Here is a 25,285-nt window from a genome sequence, read left to right as displayed (position 1 = left end):
TGATGTTGAAGCAAGGCACCATCGTCGATGCCACCCTGATCCACGCGCCCAGCTCCACCAAGAACGCCCAGGGCGAGCGCGATCCGGACATGCATCAAACCAGGAAGGGCAATCAGTGGTACTTCGGAATGAAGGTCCATATCGGCGTCGATGCCCAGTCCGGCCTGGTGCATCACGTGGCTGGCACCGCCGCCAATGTGGCGGATGTCACGATGGTCGATCAGTTGCTGCACGGCGAGGAAGTCGATGTGTTTGGCGACGCCGGCTTGACTAGCGTGCACAAGCAAGCCGAACACCAATCGCGGGCGGTGCGCTGGAGGATTGCCATGAGGCCCGGCCAGCACAAAGCGCTGACCGACTCAGCCGATGACCGGCAGATCCAGCTGGTCGAAACGGTCAAAGCCAAGATTCGGGCCAAAGTGGAGCATTCGTTTCGGGTCATCAAGCAGCAGTTTGGCTACTTGAAAACACGCTACCGTTGCTTGAAGAAGAACACCGCACAACTGATGACGCTGTTTGGGCTGACTAATATCTGGCTGGTGCGAAAGGTCTTGCTGGCGGGGGGGTGAAGGGATGGATGACCGGAAGCATCCAGTCATCCTGATGGCGGGCGATCTGAAATTGGTGGGTCTAATGCAACCGAAGCCCCCGCGAGAAATGGCATTTCTGTTTGTGCTGCAGGTTGTTCAGACCTTCCCTAGGACTTACCACTCTTCGAATTCTTCCAGGTTACCGTCTGACATGCAGATGTTCTGCATCCATTTTGTCATTTCCGTTTGCAGATTGCTGGTGCCTATCAATGTGGCCTGCAGGGGTTTGCTCAATGGGTCGTCTGTTTCCAGTTGCGCCATGGCGCGTTGCAAGATGTCGCTCTGCTGTTCTAGGGTAATGAATGCCGGCTCGTCCGTCTCCGGGTTTACAAATTCACGCATGAGTTGACTGACCGCGTTCGCGTAGGCGCGCAGATCGTCGGTTGGTGGCAGCGTGCGTAGGGCGTCAAGGAACGCACGGGCAAGAGGATCGCTATCGAAGTCCTGCCCGGGCTGGTTTGAAGTAGCCGGGAGAGGTTGGGCAGATGCTAGGCGCTGTGCCAGCGGTACGACATCGCCGTTGCCCGTTGATGCAAGGGAAAAGGGAGGGAGGGATGCAATGGTCGGGATCATTCCGAACTCCTGTCTATAGTATCGTTAGCCTGCGCTTCCCATTGCGAGATCAGTTCGCGCAACGCTTGCGCCGAGATCTGGCGGCAATCCTGCGGCATTGCATCCAGGCATTGTTGCAACTGGCGGCTGGCTGGTTCCACATACAGCTCAGGCGCGAATTCAGCCAACTGATCGCCGCAGCGCATGATGCAGCGAGGGTCGGCATGGTAGTCCAGCTGGATGGGGCCGCTCCAATGCTCGGCCAAGAGCTCCATCAGTCGATGCTGATGAGCTCGGCTAGCTTGCGGTAGCGTCAGGTGCAAGGTTGCATCCCCCTGTTCCAGATCGTGCAGCCATTCGTCTAACAGCAATAGGAGCGTGTCTGGGTGGTCGACGGCGCAGGACAACATCGCGCGTGCGTGTTGGTTCAGCCGTTCGCGCCAGCTCCAGGCCATCGTCTGATAGGCGGACAGATAAGTGGCGATTTGCTGCAGGGCTGATAGCAAACCTTGCTCATATCCTTCTTGATAAGCGTGCTGGCGCAGGATATCGGCGTGCCGCTCGGCGTCGCGCAGAATGCGCTGGGCATGTCTGCGTGCCTCTTGTTGCAGCCTTTGGTCTCGGGCTGAGCTTTGCAGCGCGCGTCGGCTAAACAGCACACCGTCAATGGGCGTCTGCTGGGATGGGATGGGTATGTCTCTGGGCATGTTGTAAGGCTAGAGTCAGGATCAAGGGATCGGCGCCCTGCTGTGACGCTACACTGTCCACGTGCGGGGGAAAAAGCAGCGGCAGCCGTTGCGCCAGCGGAACCGGCAGGCGCGCGCGCCAGGGCTGTAGCCGGCCATAGCCAGCGCGCAGAATGGCGTCGTGGCCGGGTATATTTTGACGTGACGCCGCCTCGGTCGGCAGGGCGATGGTCGTGAAAGTAAGTGCCCACTCCGGTAGGATCAACTGTCCCGCGCGCCATGCCAGGTCGGCGCGAAGGGCATGGCAACCGATCAGGTAGGCCGTTTGCGGTAGCCGGTGCCAGTGGCGAAGCCATTGCCGAGCCAGCGGATCCAGCTGCGCGTCGTCGCAGTCATGTCTCATCTGGAAGACGGAGATGAGCAGACTATTGACGGCGGAGCGCGCCGCCGCCTGTTCTGTCAGGTCGACAGGGAGCAATAGGCGGCGAGGGTGCAGATAGGCCAGTGGGTCGAACAGCACTCGTTGCAGGGCGGACGAGTGAATAGACTTAGCCATCCTCGCTCCTTGCCGGCTCGGCAGGCGCGGTTACTTCGCTAGTGCGACGTTGCCACAACCAGCCTGCGACGCCCAATATGCCTAGCAGGAGCACGCCAACGATCAGCCAGACCATTCCGTTGCCGCGCTCCGAGGCGGGGGCGCTGGGCGCCTGCTGCTGCGCCTCGCCACGGCGCGACAGCACAACGGAAATATTGTCGTACTCTACCTCTGCGAAGCTGTTCTTCAGGAAGCGCTTGATGTCGTTGACCTTCTGCTCTGGCTCTGTATCGCGGTCGTAAACGGCCAGCGCGGACAGGTGAACGGGGCGGGCGGCTCGGCCACCCTCCTCGGCGTCCAAGTCGTAGCTGATATGCACGCGCGCAGACAATATGCCATTCATGGTCTGCAGCGATTGCTCCAGTCGCTGTTCTATGGCGGAATACAATCGCGCTTTCTCCGCGCGCGGCGATGAAACCAGCGAGTCGGCTGGGAACATCTGCGCCACTTCCATGCGTGGGCGCGACGGCAGGTCGTAGGTCTTCAACCAGTCGACGGCGGCCGCAAAGTCCGCTGGCGCCACGTTGACGCTGTAACCTGTCTTGCCGCGATCGTTTTTTTCCGCCTCTATATTGTGGCGTTGCAGCACGGCGATGACTTCGTTGGCTTGTTGTTGGTCCAGCCCTTTGAGCAGATCCTGTTTCTGGCAGGCTGCCAGAAACAGCAATAGCGGCACGGCGTAAAGGCGACGGCGCATCATGACCGCAATAGGCTTTCTACGGCACCCACGGCTTTGCGGGTCAGCGTGCTGATCATGGACACTTCCAGGTTGTAGTTGGAAGTGCGCAGCTGCAGTTCGAACAACTCAGCCGGGTTGGTGACGGCCTCAGGCTGTTCCAGACGTTGCAGGATCGAATCTTTCTCGATGCCGCTGCTGACGGCGGAGCGGGAGAAGGCCTGGATCAGCCTGTCGTCCAGCGACACGATATCGTTTTCCTGGGCGGGGAGGTCGCGGATGCGGCTGACCAGCGCCTCCACCGGCTGGGCGGCGAATGTTGCCATGTCAAACTCCTATGCCGGCCACGACAAGGCGCGGCGCGGCGATGGTTAGCGGAAGTTCTGGATGATGGCCGCGTCGATGTCCTTGAACACCTTGACGGTGTTGGACTGCGCGTTGCGGTACAGATTGTATTCCGACAGCTTGCTTTGATAAGCCGCCAGCAGTTGCGGATCGGAGGGTTTTGCTGCCAATGCCGCCAATGCATCGTCGACCTGCTGTTGCAGGTTTTCGACACCGGTATCGAAGTCGCTGGAAATTTTGTCTAGGTAGCCGTTCCAAGCCATGGTGGATCCTTTTTCGTCTTACAGGGGTTTGGGGAAATACCAGTGACCGGGCGCCATCTTGACGTAGCCCTGGTCGCCGTAGCGGAAGGAGCGGCCCTTGAGCCAGTCGTCCTTCAATTCGATGGCGAACTGCACATAGCGTCCGCCCCATTGTCGGTAGTAGTCGTCGACGAAGCGGCGCGCGCGCAATAGCTCGCCGTCGTCCAGCGCGCCCTGGATCACGAAGGTAACGCTGTCGGCGCGATTGTCTCGCGTGTAGGGCAGCGCCTGGCGCAATAGTCCGGCTTCGGCCTGTTGCGCGGCGGTGACGTCATCCAGCGCCACCACGTCTACCTTATCCGCATAAGGCATGATGGTTGCTAGGCTTTGTCCCAGTTGTTGGCGCGCAGCGTCACTCAAGGGCGCGCGCTGGCGGCTGATCCACAGCTGTGGGCGGCGTGGGTTCTCCATCTGCAGCCGGTAGTAGGCGAGACTGGGGTAGTGGTCACTTAGCCAACGTCCGATGCGTTCGTTTTCTTGCGCTGGATAGACGACTTGTGTCGGGCGGGTATAGTCGCCGCGCATGATGACCTGACGCGCCCAAGCGCCGTCGCGCTCGTTGGCGGCAGCCACATAAAACACGCCATTGTGTCCGGGCAATACTTGGAAGCGCTGGCTATCCCGGCCGAGCAGGGTATTCAGCTCGGCAGCCTGCCGTTGCGGGCTATTCCATAACCAGTAGCCGCTGCCGACAAGCAGCACCAGAGCCAGCGTGGCCAGGGCGACCGCCGCGACAGGGTGTCGCCGCGCGGGTTTGCTGACCGCGGGCTGAGATACTTCGGGATAAGTCAGTACCTCTGTTGACCAGGACAGGTGTTCTGGGCGGAGGGCCAGCGTCAGCGCGCCAATGTGTACCGGCTGATTGAATGGGACGGGTCGTTCGCTGGGGCCTGCATCGGCGAGCTCGCGCAGGACAATGTGTTCCAGGTCGGCGGCATCGATCAGCAGCTCGAAGTTGATGCCGCCTTGTTCAAGGGGCACGTGCAGGGTGTCCTCAGGGAGTTCCGGCAATTGTCCCGGGTCGGCCAGAGTAGTACCAGGGCCGACCAAAAAAAGTGTACGGCCCGTTGGCAACAGGAATTCACAGCCGCGCAAGGGGCTGTTGAGCAGCCGGACGATAATCCGGCTGTCTAGGGAGTGGGTGGTGTCTTCGGCGACCATATTCTGTGTATCTAAGTACGCGTAGCGGTGACCGGTGTACTGTACGGTCTTGCTGCGGAAGCTTCCTGATGGAAAAACGATGAATTCTCGGTGGAGGTTAGGGGATGGTCATGGACCATGAATTTCAATGTGACGGAAAAGTGCATTGCAGCCGCTAATCCATTTTCAGGCTGTATCCGGGCTGAGTATCTACCACTTGGGGGAGGGCGATCTTTGGCGGATCAGCATGGCAGTGGCGTGGCAGGTCATCCCCTTCAAGCTGAAGATCACGGTCAGGAGCGGGTGACGCGGCCGGGTATGCCGCGCCAGGAGTTGTCGTTGTTGATGGTTATTCCAGACGTGGAGGCAAACGCTTTTGCAGTTCCTGTAGCAAGTCGGCGTGTAATGGCTGCGGAGTTTTGGGGGAGTTGCGTTTGGGAGTCTGCTGGGCGCGTTGGGCCTCGATTTCTTCCGCGCTGGCCGGGACAACTGTGGCGCGCGGCCTGACCACCAGGATAGGCGCCTGCGGCGCGAGCAGCGTGGGCGGAGGAGGTGGAGGTGGCGGCGGTACCATGCCTGGAACCGAAGGCGCTGACGGCATGGCCGTCAGCGCCGGTGATGTCGATGGCAGAGGAGAGGGAGGAGGCGTCTGGGGCTGGAGGGGTGCAGCCGCCGTACGTGGTTTGGCGGCGGGCGGACCGCTGGCAAGGCAGTTAGCGATATGCTGGAACGCCTCGAGCTTGAGCTTTTTTACATCTGGCCGCGCGGCGGCCGTGGCAAAACCGTCGACTTGGTTGACGCGCTGTAGTTTGCCTGGAGTGTTGTCGCCTGCTTGCCGGACGGCGGGTTGGGTAAAGGCGTTGATTGCAGCGATTTTAGCTGCAATGCCACTGCCGAGCCTCGTTGAGACAGGGGGAGGGCTTAGTTGCATCTGCCGAGGTGCGGCAAGCTGCAGTCGTTCTGCGAGAGGGGTGTGGCGTGGGGATGGGGAGTCCGGTGGTGTGCGAGATACGCTGCGTGTTGCGGCAATCTGCAGCGGTGCATAGATTCTCATCGTAGGCTTCCTGCGTCAGTTAGGTCCGAAGTCGATTTCGCTCGGATCGTACGAAGGCGAGTCTAGGCCGGAGTGAGGGTGCGGGACTTGCAAAATTGGTTCAGCCAGAGGCAGGCATGGCCTAGAAGGTCAACTATCGGCGGCACCGATCAACCTTTGGTAGCGTTTCCAGACAAGGCGAGCGTAGCGCATGCGCAGTTCGTAGCGGTTGGGAGCGGTGCCGGCGTTGTAGGCCCCTACCGCTTCCCAAGTATAGCCATAGCGCTTCATCATGTCGGAGAGGATGGAGGCACCAACTATGACGGACAGGCAGGTGTCCTGTAACAATTTGGGCTGACTGATGCCCAGCTTTTGCAGCCGCGGTAGATGGCGGCTATTGATCTGCATCAGTCCTAGGTCGTGAGAGCCATCGCGGTTACGACCGATGGCTGCAGGGTTCAGCGAGGATTCCTGTTCCGCGATGGCATATAGCAGTGCGGGATCGATATTGAACATGCTACCGGCACGATCCCAGCAGTCTGCACGTACCGTTCCCGTGTATAGAAGCAAGATTAGGGGGATGTACTTCATGCGGCCTCTGCTTGTAGGCGCATGAGCTTGGGGGCGAGCTGACTCAGCCGCGGGTCATGTCGCCAAGCGCGACTCCATACATACCCTTCCTCTTCCAGTTGGCGCCAGTACTCCAGCGTGGATTCCATTCCGTGCACGGCTAGCATCAGCGGTAGCAATCCGGCTCTGATCTGGCGACTATCCATATTGGTCAGGAAGGCTCGTACCGTGGGCAGAGCAGATTCACCGCGCCGGCAGTAGTCGACGTAGCAATTATTGATGGCGATCAGTCCGGCCTCTTCGCCGCTTGCTCGCACCGCCTGCACTAAGGCGTCAGCCTGGTTATGTTGTCCCTTCAGAGCCAGTAGCAGAGCCAGTACGCTTTGCAGGATGGGATGGTCTTGGCCGTACTGGCACAATTGGCGTTTGCCTAGATCAATGGCATCGTCCATGCGCCCTTCGAAATAGGTTAGCCATAGTTTGAGGATGCTAGCTGCGATGCGGGAGGGGTCGCGTTCCAGGCAGATGTCCAGAGCCTGCTGGGCCTGAGTTAATCTATCGGATAGGAACAGATGCCAAGCATGATAATAATGGAGGTCTACGGAGTCCGGCGTTAGCAGCCAGGCCTGCTTGAATAGTGCCTCCGCTACGGCATACTGGGCCCGCATGCTGCTGAGCAGAGCCAGAAGCCCCATGGCCTGTGGGTGGCCGGGATCAAGCTCTATAGCCTTGTCGACAGCGTGCTGCGCCTGTGTTAGTGCACGTTTTTGATCGAATAAGCCAAGATGGGCCAGAGTGAGGTAGCACTCTGCCAGGCTGCAGTAGGGAAGAGCGTGACAGGGACTGGCGCCGACGCACTGGCGCAGAAGTACCAGTGCTTGACGCAAGCTGGATGGCGTGTGCCGCTGAAGTTCGTGGCGGCCGTTCAGGTAGATGATGGCCGAATCAAGCGAGCCCAGCTCGCTCAGTTGGTCCTGATGCCAGCGCAGTCCGGGAATTCGCTGTGACAGCAGGCTGGCGAGCCGGTTTTGCAGCAGTGGGACAGGTTGTTCAGGGCTTAGTTCTATGCTTTCGTGATGCACCAGATGATGGCCATCAGCACGCACAAGTTCAACACGCAGCTTCCAGCCATCGCCGTGTGGAAGCGTCTGGCCGGCGAGATAGTAGTCAGGCCGAAGCTGGTCAATCATCGCTACGATATCGGCAACATCGCGGCAGTTCTGCGTGATGGTGGCAGGTAGCACGATCAGCCCGAATGGCGAGTACGAGGAGAGACACTGCACCAAGGCATGGTGCAGGTTGACCGCGTCCAGCTGTGAGTGCGTGCGAAAAGGCAAGATAGCAATTGAGCATTGTGCCGCTTGGGGGGTGGGACGCGAGACCGTCGCGACGGGACGGCAGAAGCGGTAGCCTTTGCCATAAACCGTGTCGATGTAGCGGTAGTTTTTGCTTTCCATTAGTAAGCGGCGCAGAGCGTATATACAGCGTGTTAGCGACTCTTCGTTGACGTCGCCATCGGGCCATGCCTTGTCAAGCAGAGTGTCCTTGCTGACGACCTCGCCTGCGGCCTCAAGCAGCAGCGTGAGTACTGCCAGTTCCTTTGGCGGGATGTGTACCTGTTGTTTGCGGTGTACCAGCGTTCCATCCTGATGAAGGACGAAGTCGCCGAAAACAAACTGCCGATTCGTTAAGCCAATTTGACTTGACGCCATTTTTTCTATTCCTTCGTATGAGCGTTGTGCAATTACAAATAGCCTGCTGCTTGGGTTTTTGGTTTTTTGTGCCAATTTTTTTAAGAATTTAAAGTTAAATTCTGTAAAAAAATAAAATCTAGCCATTTTTCATGCTTGGCATTGATGTGGCCATTCCCTTTGGTATGGCTCGATTGCTCCCTGTGCTTATCGTTAGTAATCAAACGCTAAACAATTAGAGTGAACGCACGGTAGTTTTGCTTGAAGTAAACGACTTGCAAAAAACGCCCATGCTTCGACTCTTATGCAGTTGAGATCGAGCTGGATATTTTTTTATTAATTTGTTTTAAGATTTGCACACCATTTTAGATCAATTGCTTTAATATTACTACTTGATTTTATTGGTTAAATTCATTTCGTGTGCAACTTGATAGCTTCGAGGTAGGCATTGTTGCGGAGGAGGGGCCAAGTTGGTTGTTGTGAGCGAAAGTAAATGCTTTGCACGGGGGGGTGAACAATTTATGCAAGTTTTGGTGGGTTGTCGGGGCTACGCTGATCCTGCTCACCACTGTTTATGACTGAGTTGCGTGGCTTACAATCGTTGCCTAGGAGTTTTTTGAGATGCCCATCAAGGTTTTGCCAAACCCGCTAAGTGCTATGGCCGCTCGGACCGAGCAGCTAGACAGGCAATCTGTCGTCGTGTCGAACCGAACGGCAGTTCCGTTGGGTGAGGTTCTCAAAAGCTGCAGTAACACGACATCGATGCTTAGCGCTGCCGCGCCGCGAGGAAGTGCGGCCGGAGAGTTGGCTAATTTTCTCGAACAGGGGTGGCTGCAATTTCTGAGTCATCTGGAGACGCTGGGTGAAGAGTGCTTGTCGGAGCAGGAGGCGGCGGCCCTGAAAGATATACGTCAAAGTGCGGTTATGAAGAGTCGCATGTCAGGGCCTAGTGGACTGGATGTCGCCGGGAATCTGATTGTCGCGAGACAGTCCGGTCGCATGCTTTCGTAAAAGACACTTCCGTGGTGGCAGCAAGGAGGAGCCTATGTTGCAGTCGTTGACAAGCAGAGACAACGAGGCAGTGCGCCTCCTTGGCTGTCGGCGCTTGGATGCGCCCCCGTACGAAGTGCGCGCTTCGTGGGTTGGAGCGGTGGAGGCTGTACATGGTCAAGCGGTTGTGTCGTCGCCGCCAAGTACCGAGGTTACGCTTGTTGACGCCAAGACCCAATTGCTGCGCGATGGCGTCAATCAGACTTTGCTGCGTATGCGCGACGAGGCATACCGCCAGGCCGAGCCGGAGCGTCCCAAGCTGCCGCGTTGGGTTCGCGCGCTGCGCTTGCTGCCGCAGCGCGCCGAGATAACGCCCAAGAGCGTGTCGGTGATCGAGCGCTTGCGTCTGATTTTGGCTGAAGGTGCGCCGCGGCCGGCACTGGATATTAAGGAGTGCGCCCGACTGTCATTGGAGATGGAGGCGCTGGCGCGGATGCTGCCGCAGGGCCCGTTTGCCGAGTTGAGCCAGCGTCTGGCCCTGCTGGGTCAGGCGGCGTGGGCGCAACTGGCCAGGGCCGAGGCTGAAGCTCAGCTATTACCGCAATTCAGGCGCTTCGACCAGCCGGGGAGCAGCCAGGAGCGCCGCGCCGGCGTGTCGTTGGGGGTGGGCCTAGGGTTGGGGGAGGCCGGCGCAGGTACCAAGGCCACGTTCGGGGTGAGTCTGGGCGTGACCTGGGGTATGGACAATGATGATGAAGGCTTCGTGTTCGTCAATCGCAGCAAAGCCGTATCGGCACAGGCCACAGGCAAAGGAGGCGTAGGCGTGGCTGCGCTGTCCGGCCTGGTGCAGGGACGCTGGCAGCATACCGAATCGGAAGAGTTCGCCAGCGCGACGGCATATGTGCAAATCAATGCGGATCAATTGGCGCGAGGCTCCCGCCGCGAAACGCTGGGCACGGCCGCTCGCGCGGCGGTGGGGGCATTGATCCGCTTATTCCGTCCCGGCTACGGAAACGAGCTGAGTAACTTTCAGCGACTGCAACAGCAAGCTGCCGATCAACAGCAGCGCTTGGGCGTGCTATTGGGTTGGTTGGGGCAGCGCAACCGCTCGGAGGCGCTGCCCGGTCCTGCCCGGCACTATGCGCCACCTTGCATAGTTGACAGTGTCCGTGGCGATGCCTGCGTGCGGGCTGAAGCAGCCGGTGTCGGTGTGGGGCTGGGCGTGGCGGTGGAGCGTATCGACATCAAGGCCCCGGTATTGACTCCTTTCTGGCAGGCGCTACGGCAGGAACATGGCGTTGCCCGGAAAAAGAAGATTGCAGAGCAACGCCTGGCCGGCCTGGGGCAGATGGCCGGCGTGTTGTTCGGGCCTGATGCCAAGACGAGGCCGCTGTCCCGGCTTAGCGGCGCTGCTGATGCGGAAGCCCTGAGGAGCGTCGACCTGAAGACGCTGGCGCGAGCAGTCGATTGTTTGGCGGCCGAGTTTGAACACCTGTGCGCGGTGGCGCAGCAGGTGGATGCCGGCATTGGCCGGAGAGCGTGCGGCGCGGCCGTGGAGCGCTCGCTGTTGGCCAGCTGGCGTGCACGCAGCCGCGAGGAGGCTCTCGCCCAGATGGCGTTGGCGCATGCGGTGCTGGTGCGTGAAGTCGCCGCGCGGGAACCCGCCGAAGCAGCTGTTGATATGCTGTTCGAGAAGCGGGTGCTGGATCAACGCTTGGATGAGCTGGCGCCAAGGTTGTACGCGCCACCGATCCGCTACGATGCGGGGAAGCTGGCGCAGGCGACCAGTTTTCGCGACCTTCTCAAGTTGCAGATCCGAGACCGCAGCCTCGCCTTGAGTCTTGGCGGAGCGCTGGGGGAGGTCGGTCTGCAGGTCAGTGCTTCTTTGACTGAGCGTGAACGTTTGCATCATAACCCTTTACGTGCCGGCGATTACAAGGATGTGCGCGTGAGCCTGACCGGTAGTGTAGGCGGAAGCTGGCCGCTGGACCGTGTACGCGATGCCCTCGCGGCTCAGTTGGCAGCACACGGGCTTGCCGCCGAAGTGCCGGCGGCGTTGGCGGGCTTGCAGGCCTCGTTGGGCGCGCAGGGGAGCGGCAGCCTGATGTTGTTGCTGCGTTTCTACCGGCCGCAATACCAGCGGCAGGCGGATTTTCCCGCCGATGCTGCCGGCTATCGGCTGCAGCTGATTCGCGTCAGCGCAGGCGGCGATGTGGGATTGAGCTTGGCGGGTGGGGTGCCGGTGCAGCCAGGGGTGTCTGTGGAGTTGGGCTTGGATATTGGCACATCGGCCACGTCGGTGCTGTATGAACGCTGGGGCGACAATAGTCTGAGCGCGCCGTTGATGCATTACTTGCATCTGAAGGCGGTCGGCGAAGAGGCGCGATGGCTGGATAAGCGTCAAGAGCAGCGTCAGGCACTGGAAGCCTTGTGCCGTCAGTTGGCCCGTCCAGACAGCGCGGTGCGGGGCGAGGCCAATTACTTTCTCAAGAGGCAGCAGTGGGACGGCACGAGGTTCTTCGCCGTTGTGGAGGCTTTCGCCGCGGGACACGGCAGTTTCGAGGCCGCCATTGAAGAGCTGGAAGCGCTCATGGAGCGTCAGTACCCACAATGGCAGATCGATAAGCAGGACTTCGCTGGCTGGGAGGAGCTGTCATTGACTCATGAAAGTGGGAGGGCTGTGAGCGAATGAACATTTCTCAGGCAGGGGGCGCGGAACGAAGCGTCGCGCCATATAAAAGCATCGCTGATGCGCAGGCGGTGAAGGCTGAGACCGGGAACGGCTTGTCGCATGGCGTCAAGCAGGTTGGCAATGCCCCGGCACGTTCAATATAGCGTTTTCGCGATGCGGCGCCATTCGTTGCCTCACTGATGCCGAGAGAGGGGAGAGCGGTGTAGGGGAGGATGATTGGTTGGAGGTTCGTGATCCAACTGGCCGCTAAGCAAGGCTTGTACTTCGAACGCCTTCAGGTTTACTGAAGGCGTTTTGTTTTGCCCCGGTTGCTCCTGTTGGTAACCCATCAGATTTGCATCAGGATTCTCCTCGCCGGCTGATAGACACTCTGCGAACCCGAGTATGGGTTAAGTAGGGCGTTGACTGATGATAGACCACGAAGTTTTGCATTTTCAGGAAATCCTGGGCGAGGGCGGCAAGCGTGTTGTAACTGCCCAAGAGGTATGGCTGGCGCGTGAAATCATCGGCAGGCCAGCTGTACTGACGCTGGTGTCTGATGGGATCCCAGCGTCGTGGGAGATGCCGGCCGGCTGGCAAGGCTTGCTGATGCTGGACCGTGTCGAAGTGCAGGTCTTGGCGGGGCAACTGACGCTACGCGCGCTCAAGCTGGAAGTGCTGAGCAAACTGCTCGCTTTTCTTGATGAGGCGCGGAGTCTGGAGGAGGTTGATACCGGAGGGGGGGCTTGGGCGGCACTGCCGCTGGGCGATCCATCGGTATGCGAAGATCGCAAACGTTGCGAATACTGGTTCTTGTCACAGGCATTGATGCCAACCCCTGCGTTCAGTGAGTTCCTTGCCGGACTGCGCCGCAGTGAAAGCTACTGGTTGGTGCGCTTTCTCCTGGCGCAATCGGCTGGCTGCGGCACTTTGCAGGATCTGGGAGAGCGCTATGGCGTCTCGTACTCGCATTTCCGTCGGCTATGCCGCCAGGCGTTAGGGAGCGCGGCCAAGACCGAGCTACGCGACTGGCGCATGGCGCGCTCGCTGTTGGACGTGGTTGAGGGGCGCGAGAGCTTGACCCAGGTAGCGCTCAAGCATGGTTACGCCTCGTCTTCTCATTTTTCCAACGAGATCCGGGAGCTGCTCGGCGTATCGCCGCGCGGCTTATCCAACATCATTCAATTGGCTATCAAATGAAGAGAAAAGTTCTGTGTGCATGGCTTCTTTCGTGTACTGCATTGCTAACGCCCCCAACCGGCTACACCGCGGAGCCAGTGCGGCCAGCCGGCTCTGGCTACATTGCTAAAAATGAGAGCCTGCGTGGTTTTTTCGACGCGTTGGCAGCGCAGCTCAAAAAACCAGTCATTGTCAGCAAGTTGGCGGCGCGCAAGCAAATCAGTGGAGAGTTCGATCTGGGTAATTCCCAGGTGTTGCTGGACAAACTGGCGCAACAGCTTGGACTGATTTGGTACCACGACGGGCAAGCCATCTATGTTTACGATGCGAGTGAAATGCGCAATGCGGTAGTGTCTTTGCGCAATGTTTCATTGAATACCTTCAATGATTTTCTGCGGCGCTCGGGATTGTACGACCGTCGCTACCTTTTGCGCGGGGATGGCCGCAGCGGTACTTTCTATGTGTCCGGTCCGCCGGTGTTCGTCGACTTGGTAGTCAATGCGGCCAGCTTCATGGATAAGCAGAGCGACGGCGTGGACTTGGGACGGCAGAAGATCGGCGTGATCCGACTGAATAACACTTTCGTCAGTGATCGCAATTACGAGCTGCGGGACCAGAAAATCATCATACCTGGCATGGCAACGGTGATCGAGCGTCTATTGCAAGGTGAAGACAAGCCTTTGCAAAGCGCGGCTAGCGGTGCACCCGCTCCCGCCCCGGCGCGGCGCGGCGATATTCCCCCGATGCCGGACTTTCCCGGCAGCGGCGCGGCGAAGCCGCCAGCGTATGCCGGAGGCCTGAGTCTGCCCGAGGCCTTGAGGCAGGAAGTCGCCGCGGGCGACATCAAGGTTATCGCTTATCCTGATACCAACAGTCTGCTGGTCAAAGGCACGACAGAGCAGGTGCGCTTCATCGAGAAGTTGGCTGCAGCGCTGGATGTGCCCAAGCGCCATGTTGAGCTGTCCTTGTGGATCATTGACCTGGACAAAGGGGATCTGGACCAGTTGGGCGTCAACTGGAGCGGCGCCATCACTGTCGGCGACAAGCTGGGCGTGTCGCTGAACAACAGCGGCTCCATCAGTACGCTGGACGGCAGCCGCTTCATCGCCTCGGTGATGGCGCTGGAGCAGAAAGATAGAGCGAATGTGGTATCGCGCCCAGTGGTATTGACGCAGGAGAATGTGCCGGCGCTGTTCGATAACAACCGTACTTTCTACGCCAAGCTGGTGGGTGAGCGCAACGCCAGCCTGCAGTCCGTCACCTATGGCACCTTGGTCAGCGTGTTGCCGCGCTTCTCCGCAGACGGGCAGATCGAGATGTCGCTCAATATCGAGGATGGCCGCGAGACAAAGACGCCGAACTATGAAAACGATCCCCCGGACTCGCTGCCGGAAGTCGGGCGTACCCGGATCAGCACCGTGGCGCGTGTGCCGCAGGGCAAGAGCCTGCTGATCGGCGGTTACACGCGCGACGCCAATGTCGAGCAGAACAACAAGATACCGCTATTGGGCAGCCTTCCCGTGGTGGGTGGACTGTTCCGCTACCGCAGCCAGAGTCTGAGCAATTACGTGCGAGTGTTCCTGATCCAGCCTCGCGAGATTGACGATCCGCTGACGCCGGATGCCAGCGACTTGGCCGCCAATTTGGCTAAGGAGGCGGGTATTGGCAATGATCCTCTGCAGCAATGGGTGCGCGACTACCTGAACCGAGAGGTAAAGCGTGGAAATTAGCAGCCGCCCACTGCCGACTATTGGTCTGCGCTCGGCCAAGCATCATGCCCGGGCCGACGCTCAGCGTGATGTGGTCAAGCAAAGCGACGCGTTCCAGGCTGAGGCGCAGCGCGCCGATGATGCCTCGCCTGCGGCCGAGATGCAGCGCTTCCTCCAGTCCACGGACGAGATGGCGGCTGCGCTGACGCAGTTCCGCAATCGGCGCGACTATGACAAGAAGCTCGGGCATTTGGCCGATAGTTTCGAGCGGGTGTTGGATGAAGAGGCAAACCCGAAGGCGCAGCAGATTGTACAGGTGGCCAAGGCATTGGGGATCCGCGTCGAGGAATTGCTGCGCCAGGCGCGCGCCTTGTTCCCGGACGATAGCGATCTGGCGCTAGTGTTGCGCGAACTCCTGCGTCGGCGCCAGCTGGACGAGGTGGTGCGCAAGCGCCTGCAGGCACTGCTGCAGCAGGTGGAGGAGCAGGCCGATCCCAAGTCTTTGAAGGCCGGCATCAACTGCGCGCTCAAGGCGAGACTGTTCGGCAAATCCTTGCAACTGAGTCCGGGCCTGCTGCGCGCTAGCTACCGGCAGTTCTTGCAGAGCGAGGCGGCGGAGGTTGAGGTCTACGCTGACTGGATTAGCAGCTTCGGTTACCAACGCCGGGTCTTGGTGCTTGACTTCATTGAGGGCGCGCTGCTGGCCGACATCGATTCGCAGGACGCCAGTTGCTCTAGGCTGGAGTTTGGCTACTTGTTGGGGCGCCTAGGGCAGCTCAAGTTGCTGCGTTCCGCGGATACATTGTTTGTCGGACGCTTGATGGGCAATGAGCATGTCTGCGCCTTCAACGGCAATGAGTCCGACTGGTTGCTGTTTCTGCTGTCTTTGCTGCTGCAGCCGCAGGATTTGGACGCGCTGCTGGCCGATACCGTGGGGCGCAGCGCGCTGCTCTCCCGCCATAGTGAACACTCGACGTTGTTGCAGGCGCTCTACCAGGCATGCAAGGCTCTGCCCCCGGCGCTCTTTGTTGATCCGCGCTGGCAGGAGGCTTTGCTTGAAGCCTTGCGCCATATGGCGGGCATAGCCTATCGCCACGAACAGGCTGAGCGACGTCGTGAGACGGGATGATCCATCCATCAAGGCAATCATGAACTAACCGCTTCGAGCGGGCCTGCCTGGTAGGGCGAAGTTCATCGGACTTATTGTATTTCCGAGCGGATATCGGGCTCCTGGTTTTGCCTATCGCTGCGCCATTGCCGGCTTTGTCGTGACGGCGCGAGACCATCGCCTCTTTTGGGCAGTCTGCCGTCATCTTGTTTCCCATGTTTTCCTGTGCTTGCGCGCGAGGCTCTCCTGCCTGGGCTGATGGGGCCGGGATAATCAGATTTACATCAGGATTCCAGCATTCGGCTGTTAGACACTCGCCTCTGGCGTTTGAGAGAAGTGATCGCTTGCCCCGAGCCGTGATGACTCTCGATGATGGATTGACCGAATAATTTGGGATGCCCCAGTGTTTAATTCCTTGCTCAACGGCGCTCGTACGCGTCCAGAACTGCTGATCCTGTTGTTGATGGTGATGATCATTGCGATGCTGATCATTCCGTTGCCCACCTATCTGGTGGACTTCCTGATCGGTCTCAACATCGTGCTGGCGGTACTGGTGTTCATGGGGTCCTTTTACATCGACCGCATTCTCAGCTTTTCCACCTTTCCCTCGGTACTGCTGATTACCACGCTATTTCGTCTGGCGCTGTCCATCAGTACCAGTCGGTTGATTCTGATAGAGGCTGATGCTGGCGAGATCATAGCCACCTTCGGTCAGTTCGTTATCGGCGACAGCTTGGCTGTAGGCTTCGTAGTGTTCTCCATCGTTACCGTGGTCCAGTTCATTGTCATTACCAAGGGCTCTGAGCGGGTCGCCGAGGTAGCGGCGCGCTTTTCGCTGGATGGTATGCCTGGCAAACAGATGAGTATCGACGCCGACCTCAAAGCCGGCATCATTGATGCCGATGGCGCGCGCGAACGCCGCAGTGTACTTGAGCGCGAGAGCCAGCTTTACGGCTCTTTCGATGGCGCGATGAAGTTTATCAAGGGCGATGCCATTGCCGGCATCATTATCATCTTCGTCAACTTCATCGGCGGTATCTCCGTGGGCATGACGCAGCATGGCATGGATCTGTCCACTGCCTTGTCCACTTACACCATGCTTACTATTGGTGATGGTTTAGTGGCGCAGATTCCGGCGTTGCTGATCGCTATTAGTGCTGGCTTCATCGTCACCCGAGTCAACGGCGATAGCGACAATATGGGCCGTAACATCATGGGCCAGTTGTTCGGCAATCCTTTTGTGCTGATTGTGACTGCGGTGTTGGCGCTGGCTGTGGGCATGTTGCCTGGGTTTCCGCTGTTCGTGTTCGCCATCCTGGCGGCGGCGCTGGCCGGCTTGTTCTATTACAAGCGCCGCGTGGCGAAGCAGGGGGCGAGTAGCGGCGGGAAGACCGGCGAGACGGGCGTGGCCAGCATGAGTGGGAGCGTCTCGCCGGCGAGTGGCAAGGAGAGCTCGCTGGGTTTGATCGGCAACCTGGACAAGGTGGCTGCCGAAACCGTGCCCTTGATCCTGCTGGTGCCCAAGGCGCGGCGTGCTGTGCTGGAGCAAGCGCAATTAGCCGAGCGGCTGCGTAGCCAGTTCTTCATCGACTACGGTGTGCGCTTACCAGACATGCTGCTGCGCGATGCTGACGGTACGGCCGATAACCGCGTGGTGTTGCTGATCAACGAGATCCGCGCCGACGAGTTCGAGCTGCATTTCGATTTTGTGCGCGTGATCAACTACACAGATGAGGCCACTGCTCTGGGTGTGCAGCCAGTGTTCAGCACCCAGGGAGGCAGTCAGTGCGCCTGGGTGCGCCCAGCCGACGGCGACAAGCTGGTCAAGCTAGGCTATCAGTTGCGCCCGGCGCTGGACGAGCTCTACCACTGTCTCGCCGCATTGTTGGCGCGGCACGTAAACGAATATTTTGGTGTCCAGGAAACCAAGCACATGTTGGATCAACTGGAGGCTAAGTACCCGGACTTGCTCAAGGAAGTGTTGCGCCACGCTACGGTACAACGCATCGCCGAGGTGCTGCAACGCCTGCTGGCCGAGCGCATCTCGGTACGCAATATGAAGCTGATCATGGAGGCGTTAGCGCTGTGGGCTCCGCGCGAGAAGGACGTAATCAACCTAGTGGAGCATGTACGCGGCGCGCTGGCGCGCTACATCTGCCACAAGTTCGCCCACGGCGGCGAGCTGCGTGCGGTGATGACCTCTGCTGAAGTGGAGGACATGGTGCGCAAGGGCATACGCCAGACATCGGGCGGCGCCTTCCTCAACCTGGAGCCTGCCGCCTCTGACGAACTGATGGACCTGTTCGCGGTAGGGCTGGATGGTTTGAGCATCGCCCACAAAGACATGGTGCTGCTCACATCGGTCGACGTACGCCGCTTCATCAAGAAACTGGTCGAAACCCGCTTCCGCGAGCTGGAGGTCGTGTCTTTCGGCGAGATCGCCGACAGCGTGTCGGTGAACGTGCTCAAAACCATTTAAGCCCTAGAGGATTCCGCACATGTATACCCCGGATATTGCCCAACTGGTTCGCGCAGCACTGGAGGAGAGTGGCTGCGACCCCTCTCTGGTCGGCGAGTTGGACAGCCATTCCACCATCGCACTCGACCTGCACGAGCTGCCGAGCATCTATATCAGCGTCCAGGACGACGAGCTGTGGCTATGGTCACTCATCGGAGACTACAGCGATGCCGTGATTAGCCAGCGTGGCAGTGAGTTGCTGGCGGCGCTGATGCAGGGCTGCGGCTTTGCACGGGGCGGCCAGCTGCAGCTGACAGTGCAGGACGGCTCGCTTGCACTCAAGGCCTTGGTGCATCCAGACTATTTGGTAGATGGCAGCCGCTTTTCCGAGGCGCTGAATGGCTTCTTTGATGGTCTGGAGCGCTTCAGCGGGTCTTTGCTGCGATGAAAGCGCCACGCCTGTTGCGCCGCCTGGCATACCCGCAGCGGCTCTCCGGCCCCATCTTGGAAGCCGCGTTACCTGGGGTGGCCATCGGCGAACTATGCGAGATCCGTCGCAATTGGCAGGAGAGCGAAGTCGTGGCGCGGGCCCAGGTGGTGGGGCTGACGCATGAACGCGCAGTACTCTGCTTGATCGGCAACCCGCGAGGTCTCACCCGCGAAGCAGTGCTGCAGCCAACCGGGCGTACGCTGTCGGCCTGGATCGGCCAGGCTGCGCTTGGCGCAGTTCTAGATCCAACCGGGCAGATCATCGAACGTTTCGGTCCCGAGTCCGGCGTTGGGGGCGAGGAACGCGGCGTGGACGCCGATCCACCACCGTATTCGAGCCGCGCGGGGGTGCGCGAGCCACTGATTACCGGTGTGCGAGCCATAGACGGACTACTCACCTGCGGTGTCGGCCAGCGGGTGGGCATTTTCGCTTCGGCGGGCTGCGGCAAGACCATGCTGATGCACATGCTGATAGACCAGACCGAGGCCGACGTCTTTGTCGTCGGTTTGATTGGAGAGCGTGGTCGAGAAGTGACTGAGTTCGTCGAAGCGCTGCGAGCCTCGCCCAAGCGCGAACGCTGTGTGCTGGTATTCGCCACCTCGGACTACGCCTCGGTCGACCGTTGCAACGCCGCGCTTCTGGCCACTACCGTGGCCGAATACTTCCGCGACCAGGGTAAGAAGGTGGTGCTGTTCGTCGATTCAATGACGCGTTACGCCCGCGCGTTGCGCGACGTGGCTTTGGCGGCCGGCGAGCCGCCGGCGCGGCGCGGTTACCCGGCCTCCGTGTTCGACAGTCTGCCGCGTCTGTTGGAGCGTCCCGGCGCTACGCATAACGGCAGCATCACTGCCTTCTACACCGTTCTGCTCGAAGGCGACGACGAGCCGGATCCCATGGCGGATGAGATCCGTTCCATTCTGGATGGCCACATTTATCTGAGCCGCAAGCTGGCGGGTCAAGGTCATTACCCGGCCATTGACGTGCTCAAGAGCGCCAGTCGCGTCGCGGGTCAGGTCACGGACCCGGGGCATCAGCAGTTGGCCAGCGGCGTGCGCACGCTGATGGGACGTTTGGATGAGCTGCAAGTCTTTGTCGACCTGGGCGAGTATCGCCAGGGAGACAACCCCGACAATGACCGGGTGATGCGCATGCGCGACCCGCTACGGCAATGGCTGCGCCAGCCGTTGCAAGAGCATTCTTCTTTCGACAACACCTTGCGGGGCATGCATGCGCTTAATGGCTAAGATCCACAGTTTGCAGCGGCGCAGCGCCGCATCCCAGCAGCGCTGCGAGGTGCAATTGGCGCAGTTGGCGCGCGAGGACGACGCGTTGCGCGTCGATGCAGATGCATTGGTCGCGCAGGCTCAAGGTCTACGCCATTTGCTGGAAACGCAGCGGCCGACAGGCGCCGTGCTGGACCGTGGCCAGTTGTCCGCACTGCTACGCAAGCAGGCGGTGCTGCGCCGTCAGTTGCAGAACTTAAATCTGCAATTGGCGCAGCTGGGCGAGCAGCGCCAGGCGCTGGCCATGCGTCGCGATGAACGCCAGTTCGAGCGTCATAGCTGGCTGCGCAAGAAAGACAAGTATCAACGTTGGGCTAGCCAGGTGCGCAAGCAGGAGCGTTTGCTCCAGCTGCGGCAGGAAGAGGCCGAACAGGAAGAGAGGACACAATGGAGGCCATGATCTCTATCGCTCAGCCCAGTGGGGCGCCAGCGCCGCTGTCGGATGGGCCGGGGAGCTCTCTGGACGAGCTGGCTCTGGAGAAGGCCCGGGATCAGCACCGGCCGCGTGACGAAGACGAGCGTAGCCGCGAGCCGGCCCTGGAGCCTGAGCTGGCCAAATACCAACTCGCTTGGCAAGCTCAGCAGCCGCAGGCGCTGGCCTTACGACGCCGTAATGAATCCGTCCCGACAGAGGTCGAGATAAAAGTAGGCACGACGGATCGCCAGGACAGACTGGAGCTCGCGAACGAACCGGACAAGAAGGATAAGTCGCCGTTGCTGGATGCTCGGCCAGGCAAGTTGGCGCTCGCGGCCATCGGGCTGAGGGCGCAAAAGCACGGCGACGTCGCGCTGGCGATGAATGACGCCAGACAGGGCAAACCGGTGCTCGCGGAGGGGGAACAGCAACGCGGCGAGCCGCTAGGCGATGTCCTGCTGACGAAGAGGGATGCTCGGGTGGGGATGCTGATGCCCTTTGTCGCCGGACAGGGGCCGATCCAGGAGGGCGAGCAGGACCTAAACCTCCAGGTGGCGAGGCAGTCGGCCGTGGAGCTGGGCGAGCCAGCCTTGGCGCGCAGCAAGGACGCGCTGTCCCGCATGAAAAAGAACGCGTCCCCCCATACCGTTCCGCTTGCCTCTCCTCAACCCATGCCCGACCTCATCCCTTTGACTCAGGCATCGTCTCACGCAGAGCGCCTGCGCGCGGCGAAGCAGGCGCCGGCGGCGGCTCAGAGGAGGATGTCGGGCGAAGCTACGGCCTCAACGGTAGGCACTGCCGCGCCAGCGACGCAAAACGGTTTGACGTATCAATTCCGGCGCTGGGGGAACGAGCACTCGGTAACCGTGCAGGGGGGGCTCAGCGGCAGCTTGCTGCTGCAGCCGTCGGATGCGCTGGTCGCGCAACGCTTGGGCGAGCAGTGGCAGTCGGGAAATCCTCAGCAATGGCAGTTGGCGCGGGATGGCGGCGAAGGGCGTGGACAGCAGCAGCCGCGGCAGGATGAAGAGGATGAAAGCGGATGCTGAAGTTAAAACGGATGGATAAGGCTCAGCACGCGCTCGAACTTGTCGCGGCGGTCTGGCGTCGCCAGGGCTGGGATGTGGCGCTGGAGACGCCGCCACGGCACGGCGTCTGGTTGCCCTTGGCGGACGCCGACCACCGCTGGCGAGGCTGGATGCAGCCAAGTGGCTGGCTGGCGCATGTGGCGCCGGAATTGGCCGGGCTGGCCTCCGCCGCAGGTATCGAGGCGCAGGTGCTGCCATGGCTGGCTGCCGTTGAGCAGCCGCTAGAACTGCCCATTCCTGAACTGGCCTACCAGCGTCTCTGGCTGGGCGAGCCTGTGGCCGGCACTGCGCTGCCGCAGCGGCCGCTGTTGCGGGTCATGAGCGCCAGCGGCCCCCTTTGGCTGGAGAGTGCTCCCGAACCAGAGTTGGCCGATACCCCGGTGTTGGACAACCTTGGCTGGCCGCTACGCTTTGTCGTTGGTGACAGTTCTGTGAGCCTGGAGCTGCTCAAGCGCGTGGCGTGTGGCGATGTGCTTTTGGTGCGCGAGCCGGCATCAGCGGTGCGCTGTTACGAAAAGACCCTGGGCTTTTATCAAATCCTTGAGGAGGGAATCACCATGGAATGGCAGGAACAACAGGAAATTCAGGATGAGGTTGAACCCATGTCGGGCATGGGGCAGCTGCCGGTGAGGCTGGAGTTCGTATTGCATCGCAGCCATCTGACGCTGGCGGAGCTGCAGTCCCTTTGTCAGGGGCAGCTGTTGCCACTGCCGGTAGAGGCCGAACGGCAGATGGAGGTGCGCGCCAACGGCGCGTTGATCGGTCGCGGTGAGCTGGTGCAGCTGGATGGCCAGTTGGGGGTGGAGGTAAACGAGTGGATGGGTGGAACGGGCGATGTCGAATGATATCTCGATGATAGCGCTGCTGGCGTTCGCCACGCTGCTGCCATTCCTGATTGCCTCGGGGACCTGTTTTATCAAGTTTTCCATCGTGTTCGTCATGGTGCGCAACGCACTGGGCTTGCAGCAAGTTCCGTCCAACATGACGCTCAACGGCATTGCCTTGATGTTGTCCATGTTCGTGATGCTGCCCATCGCGCAGCAGGGGTACAGCTATTACCAAGAGGAGCAGGTCAGCTTTACCAGCGTGTCTGCTGTCAGCGGTTTCGTTGACAACGGACTGGATGGCTACCGCGACTATCTGCGCAAATACTCTGATCCTGAACTGGTGCGCTTCTTCGAAAAGGCGCAGGCCGAGCGCGCTGAGCGCGAAAACGTTGCCCTGCCGGCCGCTGCCGATGAGCGGCCATCCATCTTTGCGTTGCTGCCCGCATACGCGCTTAGCGAGATCAAGAGCGCTTTCAAGATCGGCTTTTATCTCTACCTGCCCTTTGTAGTGGTGGATCTGGTGATTTCCAGCATTCTGCTGGCGCTGGGTATGATGATGATGAGTCCGGTGACCATCTCTGTACCCATCAAACTCGTGTTGTTTGTAGCACTGGACGGCTGGACCATGCTGTCCAAGGGGCTGGTGTTGCAATACCTGGACCTGGCGAAGTGATGCCGACGAGGGAGTTGTCATGAATGATCTGGTATTCGCCGGCAACAAGGCGCTGTACTTGGTTTTGCTGATGTCGGCTTGGCCCGTCATCGTCGCCACTGTCATCGGTCTCTTGATTGGTCTGTTTCAGACGGTGACGCAGCTGCAGGAACAGACTCTGCCATTCGGCATCAAGCTATTCGGCGTCAGTCTTTGCCTGTTCTTGCTATCCGGCTGGTACGGCGAAACCTTGCTTGGTTTTGGCCGTGAGGTGATGCGGCTTGCGCTGAGCCGAGGTTAGCGCACCATGCAGTTTGGGTTGTTTTTCGAAATTCACGGCTGGGTGGCGTCCGCGGCGCTCGGGTTTGCCAGAGTGGCGCCGGTTTTCTTTGTGCTGCCTTTTTTGAACAGCAACGTGCTCAACGGCGTGGTGCGCACCGCAGTGACCATGCTGGTCGCGCTGGGGCTGTGGCCGTACGCCGCGGGCGAGCTGCCGCCGTTCCAGACGCTGCCTTATCTGTTGCTGATCGCACGGGAGGCCGGGATAGGTGTGATCCTGGCTTGTCTTCTGGCTTGGCCTTTCTGGGTATTTCACGCGTTGGGCAGCGTTATCGATAACCAGCGTGGCGCCACGCTGAGCAGCAGCATAGACCCGGCCAACGGGGTGGATACCTCGGAGATGGCAAATCTATTCAATATGTTCGCCGCCGTGGTTTATCTGCAGGGCGGCGGGGTGGGGTTGATGCTGGACGTATTCCAGCAAAGCTATCAGCTGTGCGATCCGCTCGGACTGTGTACCCCGCAGCTGACGCCATTGCTGGGCCTGCTCAACAAAGTGGTGAGCCAGGCAGTAGTGTTGGCCAGCCCGGTGGTGGCGGCCTTGCTGCTGTCCGAGGTGGTGCTTGGCCTGCTGTCGCGCTTTGCGCCGCAGATGAATGCATTCTCTGTGTCGCTGACGGTGAAAAGCCTCATCGCTTTGCTGATGCTGCTGTTCTACTTTGGGCCGGTGCTGCCGGACAAGGTGGCGCAACTGGCCTTCCCCGCATCAGCCTTGCCTGCCTGGCTCACAGGGGGGGGGCGCTGAGATGGCGAACAAGACGGAACAACCCACCCGCAAGCGGCTGCGGGACGCGGCCAAGAAAGGCCAATCCTTCAAGAGCCGCGATCTGATCGTCGCCTGCCTCACGCTGTGTGGCGTGGCCTATCTGGTGTCTTTCGGCTCACTGGTTGAGTTGATGGGGGCATTCCGCCAGGTGCTGACTAGTAGTTTTCAGCAGGATATGCAGGGCTATGCGCAGGCTGTGTTCTGGCTGGGACTCAAGCTGCTGCTGCCCATCCTGCTGCTGTGCATCGTGGCCTCGTCATTGCCTGCCTTGCTGCAGAGCGGTTTCGTGTTGGCCAGCGAGGCCTTGAAGTTCGATCTGTCCGTACTCAACCCGGTCAACGGTTTCAAGAAGCTGTTCAGCCTGCGCACGATCAAGGAGGCGGCGAAGGCGCTGCTCTATCTGACTAGCTTTGCGGTAGCGGTGACCGTGGTCTGGTACCAGCACAAGGGCTTGTTGTTTTCACAACTCAATGGTAGCCCGATGGGCATGGCGGCGGTGTGGCGGGAGCTGCTGTTGTCGCTTGTGCTGGTTTGCCTGGGATGCATCGTGGTGGTGCTGATTCTGGATGCGGTCGCCGAGTACCTGTTGTTCATGAAAGACATGAAGATGGACAGGGAAGAGGTCAAGCGCGAGATGAAGGAGCAGGAAGGCAACCCTGAGATCAAGTCGCGCCGCCGCGAAGCGCATCTGGAGATCCTGTCCGAGCAGGTGAAGTCTGACGTGGAGAACTCCCGCCTCATCATCGCCAACCCGACGCACCTTGCTATAGGCATCTATTTCAAGCCAGAGCTGCTGCCCATTCCGCTGATTTCGGTACGCGAGGCCAATCAGCGTGCGCTGGCCGTTCGTGCTCACGCCGAGAAAATGGGCGTCCCGGTTATCACCGATGTGAAGCTGGCTCGACGCATCTACGCCACCCATAAACGCTACGACTACGTCAGCCTGGAAGAAGTGGATGACGTCCTCCGTCTTCTGGTGTGGCTGGAGCAGGTGGAAAACGCAGGCGTGCAGGAAGCGGTGCCTCTCGCGCCGCCGCAGGCCGAGGAGGCCGCGCCATCTGCCGCAACGCATAAATGAGCGATTACTGAATGTTTTACCCCGCCATCCGGAGTTCAATGGCTGCAAGGGTGGT

The 25,285-nt window shown here is 59.9% G+C and carries 24 protein-coding genes; 15 read left to right on the top strand and 9 right to left on the bottom strand.

Annotation, left to right across the window (positions count from 1 at the left end):
• Positions 1-569: IS5 family transposase (locus tag JHD59_RS14670; RefSeq protein ID WP_199154776.1), on the top strand; the 569-nt coding region annotated here is incomplete at its 5' end.
• 135 nt (positions 570-704) lie between these two features.
• On the opposite strand, the gene JHD59_RS14665 is transcribed toward JHD59_RS14670, so the two are convergent.
• From JHD59_RS14665 to JHD59_RS14625, 9 genes are all read right to left on the bottom strand, one after another.
• Entirely contained in the window at positions 705-1,163 is a 459-nt protein-coding gene (locus tag JHD59_RS14665; protein ID WP_199154775.1) for a hypothetical protein, read from the bottom strand.
• Entirely contained in the window at positions 1,160-1,801 is a 642-nt protein-coding gene (locus JHD59_RS14660; protein ID WP_233164192.1) for a hypothetical protein, read from the bottom strand. The genes JHD59_RS14665 and JHD59_RS14660 overlap by 4 nt, the downstream gene beginning before the upstream one ends.
• 4 nt (positions 1,802-1,805) lie before the next feature.
• Entirely contained in the window at positions 1,806-2,384 is a 579-nt protein-coding gene (locus JHD59_RS14655) for a type III secretion apparatus protein OrgA/MxiK (protein ID WP_199154773.1), read from the bottom strand.
• Positions 2,377-3,123 carry an EscJ/YscJ/HrcJ family type III secretion inner membrane ring protein gene (locus JHD59_RS14650; protein WP_103316703.1) on the bottom strand — a complete coding sequence of 249 codons (747 nt, stop codon included), beginning with the start codon at positions 3,121-3,123 and terminating at the stop codon, positions 2,377-2,379. The genes JHD59_RS14655 and JHD59_RS14650 overlap by 8 nt, the downstream gene beginning before the upstream one ends.
• On the bottom strand, positions 3,120-3,425 hold the full coding sequence (gene sctI, locus JHD59_RS14645) for a type III secretion system inner rod subunit SctI (RefSeq protein ID WP_103316701.1): 306 nt from the start codon (positions 3,423-3,425) through the stop codon (positions 3,120-3,122). The genes JHD59_RS14650 and sctI overlap by 4 nt, the downstream gene beginning before the upstream one ends.
• 45 nt (positions 3,426-3,470) lie before the next feature.
• Positions 3,471-3,707, bottom strand: coding sequence for a type III secretion system needle complex protein (locus JHD59_RS14640; RefSeq protein WP_103316700.1), 237 nt, complete (start codon positions 3,705-3,707; stop codon positions 3,471-3,473).
• Between the two features lie 18 nt (positions 3,708-3,725).
• Positions 3,726-4,907, bottom strand: coding sequence for a PrgH/EprH family type III secretion inner membrane ring protein (locus tag JHD59_RS14635; protein ID WP_103316698.1), 1,182 nt, complete (start codon positions 4,905-4,907; stop codon positions 3,726-3,728).
• Positions 4,908-6,069: 1,162 nt separating this feature from the next.
• Positions 6,070-6,510: a type III secretion system invasion protein IagB gene (gene iagB / locus JHD59_RS14630; RefSeq protein WP_103316697.1), complete on the bottom strand. Its 441-nt coding sequence runs from the start codon at positions 6,508-6,510 to the stop codon at positions 6,070-6,072.
• Positions 6,507-8,327, bottom strand: a complete 1,821-nt coding sequence (locus JHD59_RS14625; protein WP_233164191.1) for a HilA/EilA family virulence transcriptional regulator — start codon at positions 8,325-8,327, stop codon at positions 6,507-6,509. Before JHD59_RS14625 ends, iagB begins: the two co-directional genes overlap by 4 nt.
• An 898-nt stretch (positions 8,328-9,225) precedes the next feature.
• Between JHD59_RS14625 and JHD59_RS14620 the strand changes: the two genes are divergently transcribed.
• The 14 genes from JHD59_RS14620 (at position 9,226) to JHD59_RS14555 (ending at position 25,230) form a co-directional block, all read left to right on the top strand.
• A complete protein-coding gene (locus JHD59_RS14620; RefSeq protein ID WP_199154772.1) occupies positions 9,226-11,862 on the top strand; it encodes a hypothetical protein in 2,637 nt (878 codons plus the stop codon).
• A 408-nt stretch (positions 11,863-12,270) separates the two neighbouring features.
• Complete coding sequence (gene invF, locus JHD59_RS14615; protein ID WP_233164183.1) at positions 12,271-13,041, top strand: AraC family transcriptional regulator InvF; 771 nt, start codon at positions 12,271-12,273, stop codon at positions 13,039-13,041.
• Entirely contained in the window at positions 13,038-14,750 is a 1,713-nt protein-coding gene (gene sctC / locus JHD59_RS14610; protein ID WP_199154771.1) for a type III secretion system outer membrane ring subunit SctC, read from the top strand. Before invF ends, sctC begins: the two co-directional genes overlap by 4 nt.
• Positions 14,740-15,858 carry a YopN/LcrE/InvE/MxiC type III secretion system gatekeeper gene (locus JHD59_RS14605; RefSeq protein ID WP_304529162.1) on the top strand — a complete coding sequence of 373 codons (1,119 nt, stop codon included), beginning with the start codon at positions 14,740-14,742 and terminating at the stop codon, positions 15,856-15,858. The genes sctC and JHD59_RS14605 overlap by 11 nt, the downstream gene beginning before the upstream one ends.
• A gap of 382 nt (positions 15,859-16,240) precedes the next feature.
• A complete protein-coding gene (locus JHD59_RS14600) occupies positions 16,241-18,316 on the top strand; it encodes an EscV/YscV/HrcV family type III secretion system export apparatus protein (protein ID WP_199154770.1) in 2,076 nt (691 codons plus the stop codon).
• A 19-nt stretch (positions 18,317-18,335) separates the two neighbouring features.
• The gene (gene spaK / locus JHD59_RS14595; protein WP_103316684.1) at positions 18,336-18,743 is read left to right on the top strand and encodes an SPI-1 type III secretion system chaperone SpaK; all 408 of its coding nucleotides are present in this window, start codon (positions 18,336-18,338) and stop codon (positions 18,741-18,743) included.
• A complete protein-coding gene (sctN, locus tag JHD59_RS14590; protein ID WP_103316683.1) occupies positions 18,740-20,029 on the top strand; it encodes a type III secretion system ATPase SctN in 1,290 nt (429 codons plus the stop codon). Before spaK ends, sctN begins: the two co-directional genes overlap by 4 nt.
• On the top strand, positions 20,022-20,468 hold the full coding sequence (locus JHD59_RS14585; RefSeq protein WP_158248655.1) for a hypothetical protein: 447 nt from the start codon (positions 20,022-20,024) through the stop codon (positions 20,466-20,468). Before sctN ends, JHD59_RS14585 begins: the two co-directional genes overlap by 8 nt.
• Positions 20,456-21,529, top strand: a complete 1,074-nt coding sequence (locus JHD59_RS14580) for a type III secretion system needle length determinant, SpaN/EivJ family (protein ID WP_199154769.1) — start codon at positions 20,456-20,458, stop codon at positions 21,527-21,529. The genes JHD59_RS14585 and JHD59_RS14580 overlap by 13 nt, the downstream gene beginning before the upstream one ends.
• Positions 21,523-22,413: a YscQ/HrcQ family type III secretion apparatus protein gene (locus JHD59_RS14575; RefSeq protein ID WP_199154768.1), complete on the top strand. Its 891-nt coding sequence runs from the start codon at positions 21,523-21,525 to the stop codon at positions 22,411-22,413. The genes JHD59_RS14580 and JHD59_RS14575 overlap by 7 nt, the downstream gene beginning before the upstream one ends.
• Positions 22,414-22,420: 7 nt before the next feature.
• Complete coding sequence (locus tag JHD59_RS14570; RefSeq protein WP_304491794.1) at positions 22,421-23,068, top strand: EscR/YscR/HrcR family type III secretion system export apparatus protein; 648 nt, start codon at positions 22,421-22,423, stop codon at positions 23,066-23,068.
• A 19-nt stretch (positions 23,069-23,087) separates the two neighbouring features.
• Entirely contained in the window at positions 23,088-23,348 is a 261-nt protein-coding gene (locus tag JHD59_RS14565; protein ID WP_103316674.1) for an EscS/YscS/HrcS family type III secretion system export apparatus protein, read from the top strand.
• Positions 23,349-23,354: 6 nt separating this feature from the next.
• Positions 23,355-24,131 carry a type III secretion system export apparatus subunit SctT gene (sctT, locus tag JHD59_RS14560; RefSeq protein ID WP_103316672.1) on the top strand — a complete coding sequence of 259 codons (777 nt, stop codon included), beginning with the start codon at positions 23,355-23,357 and terminating at the stop codon, positions 24,129-24,131.
• 1 nt (position 24,132) lies between these two features.
• A complete protein-coding gene (locus tag JHD59_RS14555) occupies positions 24,133-25,230 on the top strand; it encodes an EscU/YscU/HrcU family type III secretion system export apparatus switch protein (protein WP_199154767.1) in 1,098 nt (365 codons plus the stop codon).
• Positions 25,231-25,285: the final 55 nt, after the last annotated feature.

Origin of the sequence: Chromobacterium sp. ASV23 (assembly GCF_016428945.1) — a bacterium.
GTDB lineage: Bacteria > Pseudomonadota > Gammaproteobacteria > Burkholderiales > Chromobacteriaceae > Chromobacterium > Chromobacterium sinusclupearum.
This window is presented reverse-complemented; position numbering and strand designations above follow the sequence as displayed.